The sequence below is a fragment of the Tardiphaga sp. 619_E2_N8_4 genome (genome assembly GCF_051810905.1).
Taxonomy (GTDB): domain Bacteria; phylum Pseudomonadota; class Alphaproteobacteria; order Rhizobiales; family Xanthobacteraceae; genus Tardiphaga; species Tardiphaga robiniae.
Map to the genome: position 1 here is coordinate 2,732,158 of NZ_JBPWQJ010000001.1, position 14,205 is coordinate 2,746,362.

The following is a 14,205-nucleotide window of genomic DNA, read 5'->3' on the forward strand; positions in this document are numbered from 1 at the left end:
ACGCTGACAATTTAAATCAATCGTCGGCGACCTCATCGGGGTCGCCGGTCTCGTTCGTATCATCATCTGCCGCAGCGCTGCTGCGATTGGCCATATAGCCAAGTGCGACGCCGACCAGCGCTAGCAGCGGAATAACCTTCTTGAGGCCGAGCGTGCGCGCGATCTGAATGCCGGTCGCCACCAGCATCGGATCGATCAGCGGCGCATTCGCAGCAGCTCTGGCCGCTGCGCGCGCCGCGGCTGCTGCGCGTTCGCGGGCCTGCTTCTGCTTGGTCGCATAGATCTGTGCGAAGATCGCCGCGATGACCAAAAAGATGCCGGCGATGGTGAGGCAGGCCTCAATGACGCCGTAGCGCTGCATCACCGTGATGAAAGCCGCCGCACACAGGAAGCACAGTGCCACAAAGCCAGCAACACCAGCCAGCGCCATGAGTGAAGTCATGCGCAGGCTGTTGCCTGTGCTGTTCTTCAGATCGTCGATGATACTCTTCAGCATGGAAGCCCCCGAACCCGAACTCTAAAATACAAAGAAAACTGACGGCACCCTCGGGCACCGCCAGTCATCACATCTCAATTCTGCGCATGTGCTCAGCGGCGCCAGGCCATCCCGATCAGCACGCCTAAGCCGAGCGCCAGTCCGACGGCGGCCAGTGGCCGCTGGGTAATGCTGTCTTCCAGCGTTTCCTCCAGTGAATAGGCTGCGTCATGCGCAGCATCATAGGCCGCGCTGCCGCGCTCCCGCATGTCGGACATCATGTCTTCGGCGTCGGCACGGGCTTGCTTGACGCCGCGGCGGGCTTGTTTAGTAGCTTGGCCGGTAAAGGCATTAAGCGCGTCGGTGATCTGTTCGGTCAGGGCGGCAACATCGTTTTTCACGGCGGTGAGATCCTTCTGAAGGCGGCTAAAGGTTGCTTTGTCGGTCAGTTTCTTGAGTTCATCCAGGCCATCGATATCCGCCATGCGAAGCTCCCCTGATACTGAAAATCCAATGCAGAAACGCCCGGTTAGACCGTAGGTTCCATCAGTAGAGCTGGATTAATCCGGCGGCAACTGCGGCGAATTGATCGGCATCAAATGCTCTTTCAGGATCAGCCCGACGATCAGGATCGGCGCCGCCAGGAAGCCGCCCATCGGGCCCCAGAGCCAGGTCCAGAACGCCAACCCGATGAACACCGCCAGCGCGTTGAGTTGCAATTTGCGTCCGATGATCGTGGGCGTGATGAAGTGGCCTTCCATGAAGGTGAGGCCGACGAACAGCAGCGGCGCGATCATGCCCGCTGCGATCGTCTCCGACGAAATGATACCTACCGCGACCAGGATGACGAACATGGCGACGGGGCCGATGATCGGGAAGAAGTTGAGCGTGGCTGCCAGCGCGCCGAGGCCGGCCGGGTTGGGCATGCCGGTGGCCGCGCAGATCACGCCGGTGGCAATGCCGACTCCGAAATTGATCATAGTGACCATCAACAGATATTCGCCAAGGCTGGTCTCTATCGCATTGAGAATGCGCAGCGTCCGCAGCCGCCATTCGTGATCGGCGAAGTTCATCACCAGCGCGCGGCGCAGGTCTTTCCAGCTTGCGATGAACAGCACCAGCGTGGCGAAGAACAGCAGGAATTCGGTGAAGGTTGGCGACAGGAATTCGACGGTTGGCTGCACCCAGTCGATCTTGGGCAATTCGAACTTTGTTGTCGCAAGCGTTTCGGCGCTGCTGAACATGCTCTGTATCTGGTGCCAGAGCGCCAGCGGTCGGTCGAAGACATGCAGCTTGTTCTTGAGCAGCGAACCTAGTTCGGGGAGCCGCGTCGTCCATTCCATCAGCGGGGACGAAATAAGCCCCACGATGAAGGCGAGCCCGGCGCAGACCAAGATAACGATCAGGACTGCCGAGACGGATCGCGGAATGCGGCGCTTTTCGAGAAAGCTCGCTGCGGGCGACAACATGGTGCCAATGATGAAGGCTGTCACGATTGGCAGGAAGAATGCCTTGGCGACATAGAGCACCGTAATCACGGTGATCACCAGCATCGATACCAGCGTGAAAGCAACCACTTCGGCACGACGGAACACCGGCGGCTGCTCGATCTTGCTCTCGGGCACCGGCGTGCCTGCAGGCTTTTCGGGGAGAGCGCGGACTTCACTCATGAGCTGTCCCGACATGCCGCCATTTGGTCGCGCAGACCGCGTTCGCGCGTCAGATCGCTGACATACGATCGGGCTTTACAACACGAGCATACCGCAAAAGTTCCGTCGCGATTTCGTGATGGTTCCTTGGTTGACAAATCATTCGGTGAACGCCCGCGGGGAGGGAACCGTGAGGCTTCGGCGCAGTTGGTTGCGGTCATCACAACGATGACGCGTCGCCAAACGGGGCAGTCACATGTCACAGGCATCATCTGGAAACCGCAAGCTGTCGCTGCGTCTCACAAGCGCGCTCGTTGTTGCAGCCACTCTGATCGTTGCTCCGCCGTTCATCTCCAGCGCATCGGCGCAGGTGATGAACTATGCACCGGCTGCGCAAAGCGCGTTTCCACCGGACGACGACGTGATGGCTGCACCGCGGGTGCGGGAAAATATGGATGCCGCTCTCCCCGAGCGCCTGCGCCGCGCTGAAGTCGGCTATATGACCCGCGAAGCGCCGGGCACAGTGATCATCGATACTGGCAATACCCAGCTTTATTATGTGCTCGGCAACAACCGCGCGATTCGCTACGGCGTCGGTGTTGGCCGCGAAGGATTCACCTGGTCCGGAACGCAGACTGTCACGCGCAAGGCGGAATGGCCGGATTGGCATCCGCCGCAGGAAATGATTGCGCGCCAGCCCTATCTGCCGCGCTTCATGGCTGGCGGCCCCGGCAACCCGCTCGGTGCCCGCGCGATGTATCTCGGCTCCAGCGCTTATCGCATCCATGGCACCAATGATCCGTCAACCATCGGCAAGTTCGTGTCGTCGGGTTGTATCCGCCTGACCAATGAAGATGTGCAGGACCTTTTCAGTCGCGTCAGCGTTGGGACCAGGGTTGTGGTGCTGCCGAAGTCGGTTGCCCCACACTATGAGGCGCGCACGGCTCCGGCGCCGCGCAGCGTCACATCGATCTCGGTTCGTCGTGCCGGCGTGCAGCAGGCTCCGGGCCGTCAGGCGATGAACCTTTCCGCGTCGTCGCTCTACTGAGAGTCGATCATTCTGCTTGATGCCGCGTTGGAGGCCCCATGACCCGATTTCCAGGACAACGGATGGCCCTCGGCGCGGTGGCGGCGATTGTCATACTCGGTGCCGCCCCAGCGCAGGCGCAGGATTTCTTCTCGGCATTGTTCGGCGGGATAGCGCGTGGTCGTGGCCCGGATATCTCGCTGCCTTTCGTCAATGAAGGTCCGCCGGTGCAGGAGCTGCGCCCTCGTGCAGCAAGCGGCGGGCGTCAGGCTTTTTGTGTGCGCACGTGCGATGGACGTTACTTCCCCATATCAGCCACCGACAGTCAGAGCCGTGCGGCGTCGTGCAATAATTTCTGTCCGGCGAGCGATACCAAGGTTGTTTACGGCAGCAGTATCGACACGGCTGCGACCGAGAGCGGCAAGTCCTATTCCGAGCTGCCGAATGCATTCAAGTACCGCACCGAACTGGTGGCCGGTTGCACCTGTAACGGTAAGGACCAGATCGGTCTGGCGCCGGTGAAGCTCGAGAACGATCCGACCTTGCGCAAGGGCGACATCGTCGCCGGTGCCGACGGATTGATGGTCACGGGTCGCGGCGCTGACAAACGCGGTGCATCGCTGAACATGTCGCCGGTGTCGCCGTCGGTGCAGGCGAAGTATGAGCGCATGCCGGTCGTGGCGCGGGAATAATCCGCGCCACGTGATCGATTGCGCTTAAGCCGCGCGGATCTTCCCGAGGAAGTCCGTTACCTGAGTACCGAGCTGGCGTGTCTGCGTCGCGAGGGTCTCTGATGCCACCTTCACATCCTGAGCGGCTGCACCGGCTGCGTCGGCGTCGGCACTGACTCCGCTGATATTGTCCGACACGTTGCGGGTGCCATCGGCCGCCTGCTGGGTGCTGCGGGTGATTTCCTGCGTCGCCGCGCCCTGTTCTTCGACTGCAGCCGCAATCGCGGTGGCGACTTCATTCACTTCGCCGATAATGCCGCCGATCGACTTGATGGCTTCGATGGCCTCATTGGCGACCTTCTGGATATCCGCGATCTGTTCGGAAATATCCTCGGTCGCCTTGGCGGTCTGGCTGGCCAGCGACTTCACTTCCGACGCGACGACCGCAAAGCCACGTCCGGCCTCGCCGGCGCGTGCCGCTTCGATGGTGGCATTGAGTGCCAGCAGGTTGGTCTGCGAGGCGATGTCGTTGATCAGCCCGACCACTTCGCCAATCCGGTTCGCAGTCTGGGCGAGGCCCTGAACGGTATTGTCGGTCTGCTGTGCCTGGCTGACGGCGCGGCTGGCGATGCCGGCTGCATGCGATGCCTGGCGGCTGATGTCGTTGATCGAGGCACTCAGCTCCTCCGCCGCAGCGGCAACGTTCTGCACATTCGCTGAGGCTTCGCCGGAGGCGCGCGCAGCATCTTGCACGCGGGCATTGGTCTGGCTGGACACAGTGGCCATGCCGTCAGATGTCGTATTCATTTGGTCAGAGGCGCTGCCAAGGGCGCCCAGCGTGTCGCGCATCTGGATCTCGAACATGCCGATATACTGCTCGACGGCCTGCTGGCGCTGGCTCGCATTGGCATTGCGATGGCGTTCCTGCGCCTCGATCTCGGCTTTTTCCATCGCCTGCTTTTTGAAGGTCTCCAGCGCACCGGCCAGCCCGCCGATTTCATCCTGGCGATCGGCATAGCCGGCATCGACGGTGAGATCGCCGCCCGCCACTTTCAGCATCGCGTCGCGGATGGTGAGCAGCGGCGTGGTGACACGGCGCGTGATAGTGACTATGGCGCCAACGACGAGCATGATGGCGGCCCCCAGTAGCACCAGTTGCAGTATCAATGAGCGTTGCGCAGCAGACCACTGCACAAGGCTGTGGTTCTTGGCCTCGTCCAGCGCGCGTTCGGCTACGACCACGGCTGTGCTCATCTTGTCGACGGTGAGCGGTGTCCAGGCCGTCGCCGGCATTTCGGGCTTCTCGCCGGTTGCGACAGCCTGAATCAGGCGGTCGCGCAGTGCCAAGTATTGAGGATCGAAATAGGATGCTTTCGCTGCGGCAAGGGCCGTGATGAGACCTTGCGGCAGTTCAGTTCCCGACGATGCGATGTCCAGCGCATTCCATCCAGTTTCGATGCCGCCCGTCAGCTTCACATAGCTTCGCTGCAGCTCCGGCGAGATCTTGTTGACCGCGAGCGCGTTCGACACGATGACCGAGGCGTCGCCCGATGTGTTGCGCATCAGCCAGGCCATCTGCTTGATCGACAGTAACTGATCGATCACCGGATCGTTGTGGGTTACGGCGGCCGTGAGGGCGGAGGAGACTTTTTCGAGCATGGCCAGAACGGAATCGACATTGTCCTGGAATTCCTTGGCAAGGCCAGCGCGGCGCGAGGCCTTTGGCTTGCTCATCTGGTCCCAGGATTCGGTCTGCAACGCGATCAATGCCTGCATCAGCCGGTTGAATTCGGGCACCAGCGTCGCCTTGCCGGGGAAGTCGGCGGTGACCAGCAATTCTCCTGCTGTTTTCATTGCCGGCATTTCGGCGCCGCGGATACGGCGCAGATAGGCCTCAGTATCGGGCTGAATCACGGTATCGGCGTTCAACGTGCGGAACGTCGTGGACCGGTCAGTGCGCAGATTGTGCATTGCCTTGAACACATGGCCGGATGCCTCGGCGATCGTCGACATGCGCCCCGCGACGTTGAGGCGCCCATATGATTCCCATGCGCTGAGAACCAGGAATATGACGACACAGACCGCCATGATGGCGATCACGGACTTGAGCAATGCGGAAACGGTCAATCGATGAAGCACAATGAATCCCCCAAAAAATATTTCGGTATTTAAGGCTGCAATTGGTAAATATTCACGCTCATGCCCGTCTTGATAAATACGTTTCTTATAAAGCTACTTTAGGTGGAAAATTGTCGTGTCCGGCGACGCTTCAACGAAAAAAGCCCCGACGATGCCGGGGCTTTTGATACTTGTCAGCGCTCAATGACGTGACTGATGAGGCCCTGCCTAGGCAGCCCGGATCTTGCCGAGGAAGTCCGTTACTTGAGTGCCGAGCTGGCGCGTCTGCGTGGCCAGCGTTTCCGAGGCTACCTTCACATCCTGCGCGGCGGCGCCAGCTGCATCCGCATCGGCGCTGACGCCGGCGATGTTGTCCGACACATTGCGGGTGCCATCGGCGGCCTGCTGCGTGCTCCGGGTGATCTCCTGTGTCGCGGCTCCCTGCTCCTCGACGGCCGCGGCGATGGCAGTTGCTACTTCATTGACTTCGCCGATGATGCCGCCGATCGACTTGATTGCCTCGATGGCCTCATTGGCGACCTTCTGGATATCTGCGATCTGCTCGGAAATATCGTCGGTTGCCTTGGCGGTCTGGCTGGCCAGTGACTTCACTTCCGACGCGACGACCGCAAAGCCGCGTCCGGCCTCGCCAGCGCGCGCGGCTTCGATAGTGGCGTTGAGCGCTAGCAGGTTGGTCTGCGAGGCGATATCGTTGATCAATCCGACCACCTCGCCGATCCGGTTGGCGGTCTTGGCGAGGCCTTGGACGGTGCCGTCGGTTTCCTGCGCCTGATTGACGGCGCGACTGGCGATTCCCGCGGCGTGCGCGGCCTGCCGGCTGATATCGTTGATCGACGAGCTCAGCTGTTCGGCGGCCGAGGCGACATTCTGCACGTTCAGGGAAGCTTCGCCCGAAGCTTTTGCTGCGACCTGCACGCGGGCATTGGTCTGGCTGGATACGACCGCCATGCCATTCGATGTGGTGTTCATCTGATCGGACGCGTTGCCGAGTGCGTTGAGCGCATCGCGCATCTGGACCTCGAAGGTCCCGATGTGCTGTTCGATGGCCTGCTGCCGCTGGGTCGCGTCGGCGTTGCGATTGCGCTCCTGCTGTTCGATCTGTGCTTTCTCCTTGGCCTGTTGCTTGAAGGTCTCCAGAGCGCCGGCGAGCGCGCCGATTTCGTCCTTCCGTTCGGAATAGCCGGCATCGACGACGAGATCGCCTGCGGCGACTTTCAGCATCGCATCGCGGATGGTGTGCAGCGGGGTGATGACACGGCGGGTGACGGCAACCATGCTGCCGAATGCTATGCCGAGCGCGGCTGCGAGCAACGCCAGTTGCAGGATCAACGCGTGCTGCGCGGCAGTCCACTGCGTCAAGGTGTGGCTTTTTGCTTCATTCAGCGCTCGTTCGGCGACTGTAACCGCACTGGCCATGCGATCAACGGTGATTGGAGTCCATTCGCTCGCGGTGATTTCGGGCTTTTCGCCGCTCACGAGTGCATTCATGACACGGTCACGAAGAGCCATATATTGCGGGTCGAAATAAGCCACCTTCGCAGCAGCCATGGTTGCAGCCAGGTTGGGCGGCAGCTGCATTCCAGACGCGGACAATTCCAGCGCATTCCAGGCAGCGTCGATGCCGCCAACAAACTTGGTGTAGGCGAGCTTATTCTCAGGTGTAGCGCGCCCGACAGCAAGGCCGTTCGCGACGAGGAGGGATCCTTCGCCGGCGGTGTTGCGCAACAGCCAGGCCGCCTGTTTGATCGACAGTAATTGATCGATCATGGGATCGTTGTGGTTCACCGCGGCGGCGAGTTGGGCCGACACCTTTTCCAGTGTTTCAAGCAGAGCTTGCGTGGTCTCCATATACTCCTTGCCGAGGGCTGCACGGCGCGACGCCTTCGGCTTGCTCATCGCGTCCCAGGATTCGGTTTGCAGAGCGGTCAGCTTGTCGACCAGCTGGACCAGCGTCGGGTGCAGCGTCTTTTGATCGGCGAATTCGATGGTGGCAATGAGGTCAGCCGCTGCTCGCATCGCCGGCATCTCGGAATCGCGAATGGAGCGGAGATATTTTTCTCCGTCCGGCTGAATGACTGTCTCGTTGTTCAGGTTCCGGTTCGTCGATGCACGGTCGGTGCGCAGATTATGCATCGCCTTGAAGGCATTCGCGGAGGCGTCCGCAATTACCGAGATGCGGCTGGCTGAACGTAGCCGCCCGTAGGAGTCCCAGGCTGTCGTTGCCAGAACGGCGACCACACAGAGCGCCATGACCACGATGACAGATTGAAGCAATGCGGAAACGGTCAATCGATTGAACATCATGAATCCCCCAAATATTTGATTTAGTAAGGCTTCAAATGGTAAATATTTCCGATTGCACACGTATCGTGAAGTAGGCTTGAATACGGCTACTTTAGGTGGTTGGTGCGTAAGGGTTCTTGCGGCACGGTGAAGGACGATGCCCGGCGATTGATCGGTTCTGCTTCTCCGCGCGGGTTGGGCACTCCGCTGGCGGCGCGGATTCTACGTGACCGTCGGTGACCTGAGAGCCAGCTTGCGTGCCTAGTTTGGCGAGGTTCTTTTGTTCCGGTCCGGGAACCCAATGCTCTCGCCCACGTTGGATCACTGTTGAGCAGCTGTGGCGATGGCCGGGGCTGCTATTCATTTTCATTGAGTCTGGGGGGATACGCACATGCTCGTCGGCGTCTTGATCACTTTTCTCGTCGTCATTCTCATTCTGTACTTGATCAATCTGTTGCCGATCGACGGCCGCGCGAAGCAGATTTGCCGCGTCGTCGTGATCATTCTCGGTGTGATCTCGTTGCTGAAATACATCGCGGTTTTCTAGCGAGATGAACTAACAAAAAAGCCCCGGCGGTTTGCCGGGGCTTTTTTGCTTGCAGCCGATGCGATCGACACTCTCTCATTCGTCATGGCCGGGCTTGTCCCGGCCATGACGACAGAGAGTGTATCAAGCCAGCGCCTTCGCCTCGCGGCGGCGCGCGGTGAGGATGTACTCAGTGTAGCCGTTCGGCTGTGCGCGTCCCTCGAATATCAGGTCGCAGGCGGCCTTGAAGGCGACGCCGTCGAACGAGGGCGCCATGTTCTGATACAGCGCGTCGCCCTTGTTCTGCTCGTCCACCACCACAGCCATGCGCTTCAGCGATTCCATCACCTGATCCCTGGTAATGACGCCCTGATGCAGCCAGTTGGCAAGGTGCTGGGCAGAGATGCGCAGCGTGGCCCGATCTTCCATCAGGCCGACGCCATGAATGTCCGGCACCTTGGAGCAGCCAACGCCCTGGTCGATCCAGCGTACGACATAGCCGAGGATACCCTGGCAGTTGTTGTCGATCTCCTGCTTCACATCATCCGGCGCCCAGTTCGACTGCGACACCGGAATGGTGAGGATGTCGGTGAGCTTGCCGCGCGGCCCGCCCTTGGCGAGATCCTTCTGCCGCGTGGCGACATCGATCTGATGATAGTGCAACGCGTGCAGCGTCGCGGCGGTGGGCGAGGGCACCCATGCGGTGGTGGCGCCCGCCTGCGGATGGCCGAGCTTCTGCGTGAGCATGTCCGCCATCTTGTCGGGCGCGGCCCACATGCCCTTGCCGATCTGGGCATGGCCCGGCAGGCCATCGATCAGGCCGACGTCCACGTTCCACTCTTCATAAGCCTTGATCCACGGCGTCGCCTTCATGTCGTTCTTGCGGATCATCGGACCCGCTTCCATCGACGTGTGGATCTCGTCGCCGGTGCGGTCGAGGAAGCCTGTGTTGATGAACATGATGCGCTTGGATGCATTCTGGATACAGGCCTTGAGGTTCACCGTGGTGCGGCGTTCCTCATCCATGATGCCGACCTTCATGGTGTTCTCGGGCAGCGACAGCAGTTTCTCAACGTACGCAAAGATTTCGCAGGTCAGTGCCACTTCATCGGGGCCGTGCATCTTCGGCTTGACGATATAGATCGAGCCGGTGCGGCTGTTGCGGATCGGGCCCTTGCTCTTGAGGTCGTGGATTGCGATCAGGCCGGCAACGGCGGCATCGAGCAGGCCTTCCGGAATTTCCTCGCCGGCGCTGTCGAGCACCGCATCCGTAAACATGTGATGGCCGACATTGCGCATCAGCATCAGGCTGCGGCCATGCAGGGTCAGGTTCTTGCCGTCGATCGTCTTGTAGACACGGTCTTCATTGAGCGCGCGCTTCAGCGTCTTGCCGCCCTTTTCGAAATCGGCTGAGAGCGTGCCGTTCATCAGGCCGAGCGTGTTGCGATAGACCAGCACCTTGTCGTCGGCGTCGACGGTGGCGACGCTGTCTTCCATGTCGAGAATGGTCGAGACGGCCGACTCCATGATCATGTCGGCAACACCAGCGGAGTCGTCCTTGCCAATGGTGTTGGTTCGATCGATCTTCACTTCGATATGCAGGCCGTTATTGACCAGCAGGATCGAGGTCGGGGTGGCGAGCTCGCCGAGATAGCCAGCGAGCTGGGATTCGTTCTTCAGCGCGGTGAGGTTGCCGCTCTTGAGCTTGGCCGAGAGCTGGCCCGCAATGATGCTGTAGGCCGTGACATCGGTGTGGCTGCCGGTGGCGAGCGGCGCGGCCTGATCGAGGAAGGCTTTTGCCTTGGCGATGACTTTGTCGCCGCGTGCCTTGTTGTAGCCTTTGCCACCTTCAGACGGATCGTGCGGGATCGCATCGGTGCCGTAGAAGGCATCGTAGAGACTGCCCCAGCGCGCATTTGCGGCATTCAGCGCGTAGCGCGCATTGGTGAGCGGCACCACGAGCTGCGGGCCGCAGATCTGGCCGATCTCGATATCGACATTGGCAGTCTCGACCTGCTTGGTCGCGGGCTCCGGGAGGAGGTAGCCGATTTCCTTGAGGAACGCCGTATAGGCGTTCATGTCGAAGGCGCCCTTGTTGGCCAGATGCCAGGCATCGATCTTGGCCTGCAGCGTATCGCGCACCTTGAGCAGTTCGCGGTTCTTCGGGCCGAGGTCCTTGATGAGAGCGGCGACGCCGGCCCAGAACGCATCCGGCTGGATGCCGGTCCCGGGGGCGGCTTCCTTGGCGATGAAGTCGAACAGGACGGGGGCGATCTGCAGTCCGTGGGCGTCGATGCGTTTCATGGTGTCTTTCTCGCGAGAAGCGGCAATTCTGCTCTAATTTCAGGGAGTATAAGCATAAACGGCGCCAAACCGCGGCGCCCATGGGACCTTTTAACGCCAAACGCTACCCGGTGAGAAGTCCCCTAAAGGGATCAGTGGCCGGGCGGCCGGGCCGCGGCCTGCGCGTGATCCGGCGAGATCCGCTCCAGCGCCACCTTGATCACGATGGTGAGCAGTGCCACGGCCGTCAGCACCGTTGCCGCTGCGAAGGCGCCGGCGACATTGTAGTCCTGATACAGAAGTTCGATCTGCAACGGCAGCGTCGTGGTCTGGCCGCGGATGTTGCCGGAGACGACGGAGACGGCGCCAAATTCACCCATCACGCGGGCATTGCACAGGATCGCGCCATAGAGCACGGCCCAACGTACGTTGGGCAGCGTCACGCGCAGGAAGGTCGCAAAGCCGGAGGCGCCGAGCGTCACTGCTGCTTCCTCTTCATCGGTGCCTTGCACCTGCATGAGCGGGATCAACTCACGCGCCACGAACGGCGCGGTCACGAACATACTGGCGAGCACGATCGCCGGCAGTGCGAACATCACCTTGATGCCCATGGCTTCGATCAGCGGGCCGAACAGGCCCTGCGAGCCATAGACGAAGATATAGGCGACGCCAGCGACGATCGGCGAGATAGAATAGGGCAGTTCGATCAGCGAAATGAGGAGCGTGCGGCCTGGGAAGACGAATTTGGTCACTGTCCACGCCGCAGCGAGGCCGAACACGATGTTGATCGGCACAGCAATCAGCGCGGTGGTGACTGTCAACAGAATGGCATGCTGCGTGCCGGGCTCGGCGAGGCTGTTGAAAAACGTGCCGATGCCTTGCGACAGCGCTGAACTGAAGATCAACGCCAGCGGTGCGATCAGGAACAGCAATGTGAGGATCGCGACGATGCCAAGTACCACGCGGCGCGTCACTGGGCCGGCACCGACGGGCGTCACCATCCATTCGGTATGGGCGCGTTCACTCGTCGGATGCGACATTACACATCTCCCCGGCCGAGATAACGCAGGTTCCAGGCCTGCACCGCGTTGGTGACAATCAGCATGGCGAAAGCCATCGCCAGCATTACCACGGCAATCGCGGCGGCAGCCTGGTAGTTGTATTCCTCGAGCCGAATATAGGTCAGCAGGGCAACGATCTCGGTCTTCATCGGCTGGTTGCCGGCGATGAAAATCACCGCGCCGAATTCGCCGAGGCTGCGTGCGAAGGACAGCGAGCAGCCGGCGAGGAACGCCGGAAAGATCGCCGGGAAGATTACGCGCCAGAGAATCTGCAGATCATTGGCGCCGAGCGAGCGGCCGGCTTCCTCGACATCGGAGCCGAGATCCTCGATCACCGGCTGCACCGTGCGCACCACGAAGGGAATGCTGGTAAAGGCCATCGCGATGGCGATGCCGAGCGGTGCGTAGGCGACCTGGATGCCAAGTGCATCGAGCGGTGCGCCGAACCAGCCTTTCTTGGAAAACAGCGCCGTCAGCGCGAGGCCGGCCACGGCGGTCGGCAGCGCGAAGGGCACGTCGACCAGCGCGTCGAGAATGCGCTTGCCGGGAAATTGATAGCGCGCCAGCACCCAGGCGAGCAGCAGGCCGTAGATGGCGTTGAATGCGGTGGCCGCCAGCGCCATCGTCACGGTGACGCGGATGGCCGACAGTGTGCGCGGCGACGACAGGATGTCCCACAATTGCGCAAGCCCGACGTCCGAGGCTTTCAGGATCAGCGCGCAGAGCGGCAACAGCACGATCGCTCCGAGATAAAAGAGCGTAATGCCGAGCGAGAGCCCGAAACCTGGAATGACGCTACGTCGCAAGGGAAGGTCCGTGTGTGAAGCCGTTGGGGCTTCTCTTAGACGATTTGCGCGGAAAGGGAATGCGGCGAGGTCGTCTAATGCAGGCGCCCGTCCTCTCCCATGTCATGGCCGGGCAAAGCGCGAAGCGCCGCTTCGCTAGATGTTCCCGGCCATCCACGTCCTTAGTCCATTTGCAGCCAAGACGTGGATGCCCCGGTCAAGCCCGGGCATGATGGAGTTTGTGGCTCACTTCCCGCCGAACAGTGTGTCCAGCTTTGCGCCGGGATTGAGGTGTTCGGCATTCAGCTTGTCCCAGCCGCCGAATTCGTCCTCGACGCGGTACAGCTTCACTTCCGGGAATTTGTCCTTGTATTTTGCCATCACGGTCTTGTCGGTGACGCGGTTATAGCCCTTGGCTTCGATGTCCTGGCCTTCCGGCGAATACAGGAATTCAAGATAGGCGGTCGCGAGGGCCTTGGTGCCGTGCTTGTCGGCATATTTGTCGACGACGGTCACCGGGAATTCGGCGAGCACGCTGGTCGGTGGCACCACCACTTCATACTTGTCCTTGCCGCCGGCATCTTTGCCCGCGAGGTCGCGGATCGACGAGGTCTCGGCCTCGAAGGTGATCAGCACATCGCCGGTACCGCGCTCGACGAAGGTCGTGGTGGCGGCGCGGCCGCCGGTGTCAAACACCGGGACATTGGCGAACAGCTTCTTGATGAAGTCGTCAGCCTTGTCGGCACCATACTTGTTCTTCGCGAAGGCATAGGCGGCTAGATAGGTGTAGCGTGCATTGCCGGAGGTCTTCGGATTCGGGAAAATCACCTGCACGCCCGGCTTCACCAGATCGTCCCAATCCTTGATCCCCTTTGGATTTCCGGCGCGCACCAGGAAGGCCGGCAGCGAGTAATAAGGCGAGGAATTATTCGGCAGCCGCTTGGCCCAATCGGCCGGAATGAGCTTGCCGCGATCATACAGTACCTGCACGTCGGTGACCTGGTTGAAGGTCACCACATCGGCCTCGAGACCTTCGAGGATCGAGCGTGCCTGGCGCGACGAGCCGTTATGCGACTGGTTGATGGTAACGTCCTGGCCGGTTTTGGCCTTCCACTGCTTGGCGAAAGCAACGTTGATCTCGGCATAGAGCTCGCGCGAGATGTCGTAGGAGACATTGAGCAGCGTGTTCGGCGTCTGCGCCTGGGCGGGTGCAGTCGCGAGAATGCCGAGTCCGGCGGCGAGAGCGATGATGAAACGGTTCACGTGTAGTCCCCTGTGAGTGAGAGCGATCGGATGGCCGGGAGCG

12 protein-coding genes are annotated in these 14,205 nt (G+C 60.9%); 3 read left to right on the forward strand and 9 right to left on the reverse strand.

From position 1 onward, the window contains the following. Positions 1 to 16: 16 nt before the first annotated feature. The 3 genes from AB8A23_RS13060 to AB8A23_RS13070 all read right to left on the reverse strand — a co-directional run bounded on the left by AB8A23_RS13060 (position 17) and on the right by AB8A23_RS13070 (position 2,145). Positions 17 to 496: a hypothetical protein gene (locus AB8A23_RS13060; RefSeq protein WP_175368299.1), complete on the reverse strand. Its 480-nt coding sequence runs from the start codon at positions 494 to 496 to the stop codon at positions 17 to 19. A 92-nt stretch (positions 497 to 588) separates the two neighbouring features. Then, positions 589 to 960 (reverse strand): DUF883 family protein, encoded by a 372-nt coding sequence (locus tag AB8A23_RS13065; protein WP_439059522.1) that lies wholly within the window; start codon positions 958 to 960, stop codon positions 589 to 591. Positions 961 to 1,035: 75 nt separating this feature from the next. Then, positions 1,036 to 2,145: an AI-2E family transporter gene (locus AB8A23_RS13070; RefSeq protein WP_120291925.1), complete on the reverse strand. Its 1,110-nt coding sequence runs from the start codon at positions 2,143 to 2,145 to the stop codon at positions 1,036 to 1,038. Positions 2,146 to 2,380: 235 nt separating this feature from the next. Between AB8A23_RS13070 and AB8A23_RS13075 the strand changes: the two genes are divergently transcribed. Then, positions 2,381 to 3,172, forward strand: a complete 792-nt coding sequence (locus AB8A23_RS13075) for a L,D-transpeptidase (RefSeq protein ID WP_439059521.1) — start codon at positions 2,381 to 2,383, stop codon at positions 3,170 to 3,172. Between the two features lie 38 nt (positions 3,173 to 3,210). Continuing rightward, positions 3,211 to 3,843 (forward strand): DUF2865 domain-containing protein, encoded by a 633-nt coding sequence (locus tag AB8A23_RS13080; protein ID WP_175368302.1) that lies wholly within the window; start codon positions 3,211 to 3,213, stop codon positions 3,841 to 3,843. 24 nt (positions 3,844 to 3,867) lie between these two features. Here the strand turns inward: AB8A23_RS13080 and AB8A23_RS13085 are convergent, their stop codons facing one another. Both AB8A23_RS13085 and AB8A23_RS13090 read right to left on the reverse strand, forming a co-directional pair. After that, a complete protein-coding gene (locus AB8A23_RS13085; protein ID WP_439059520.1) occupies positions 3,868 to 5,961 on the reverse strand; it encodes a methyl-accepting chemotaxis protein in 2,094 nt (697 codons plus the stop codon). Between the two features lie 207 nt (positions 5,962 to 6,168). Continuing rightward, complete coding sequence (locus AB8A23_RS13090) at positions 6,169 to 8,262, reverse strand: methyl-accepting chemotaxis protein (RefSeq protein WP_175368304.1); 2,094 nt, start codon at positions 8,260 to 8,262, stop codon at positions 6,169 to 6,171. Positions 8,263 to 8,635: 373 nt separating this feature from the next. Here AB8A23_RS13090 and AB8A23_RS13095 point away from each other — a divergent pair, with 373 nt between their 5' ends. After that, entirely contained in the window at positions 8,636 to 8,791 is a 156-nt protein-coding gene (locus AB8A23_RS13095) for a Thivi_2564 family membrane protein (protein ID WP_086937086.1), read from the forward strand. Between the two features lie 123 nt (positions 8,792 to 8,914). Here AB8A23_RS13095 and AB8A23_RS13100 read toward each other — a convergent pair whose 3' ends face one another. The 4 genes from AB8A23_RS13100 to cysP all read right to left on the reverse strand — a co-directional run bounded on the left by AB8A23_RS13100 (position 8,915) and on the right by cysP (position 14,162). Then, on the reverse strand, positions 8,915 to 11,074 hold the full coding sequence (locus tag AB8A23_RS13100; protein ID WP_175368305.1) for a malate synthase G: 2,160 nt from the start codon (positions 11,072 to 11,074) through the stop codon (positions 8,915 to 8,917). A 131-nt stretch (positions 11,075 to 11,205) separates the two neighbouring features. After that, positions 11,206 to 12,093, reverse strand: a complete 888-nt coding sequence (cysW, locus tag AB8A23_RS13105) for a sulfate ABC transporter permease subunit CysW (RefSeq protein ID WP_439059519.1) — start codon at positions 12,091 to 12,093, stop codon at positions 11,206 to 11,208. After that, positions 12,093 to 12,920 carry a sulfate ABC transporter permease subunit CysT gene (gene cysT / locus AB8A23_RS13110; protein WP_089265424.1) on the reverse strand — a complete coding sequence of 276 codons (828 nt, stop codon included), beginning with the start codon at positions 12,918 to 12,920 and terminating at the stop codon, positions 12,093 to 12,095. Before cysT ends, cysW begins: the two co-directional genes overlap by 1 nt. 225 nt (positions 12,921 to 13,145) lie before the next feature. Then, entirely contained in the window at positions 13,146 to 14,162 is a 1,017-nt protein-coding gene (gene cysP, locus AB8A23_RS13115; protein WP_089265423.1) for a thiosulfate ABC transporter substrate-binding protein CysP, read from the reverse strand. Positions 14,163 to 14,205 lie beyond the last annotated feature (43 nt).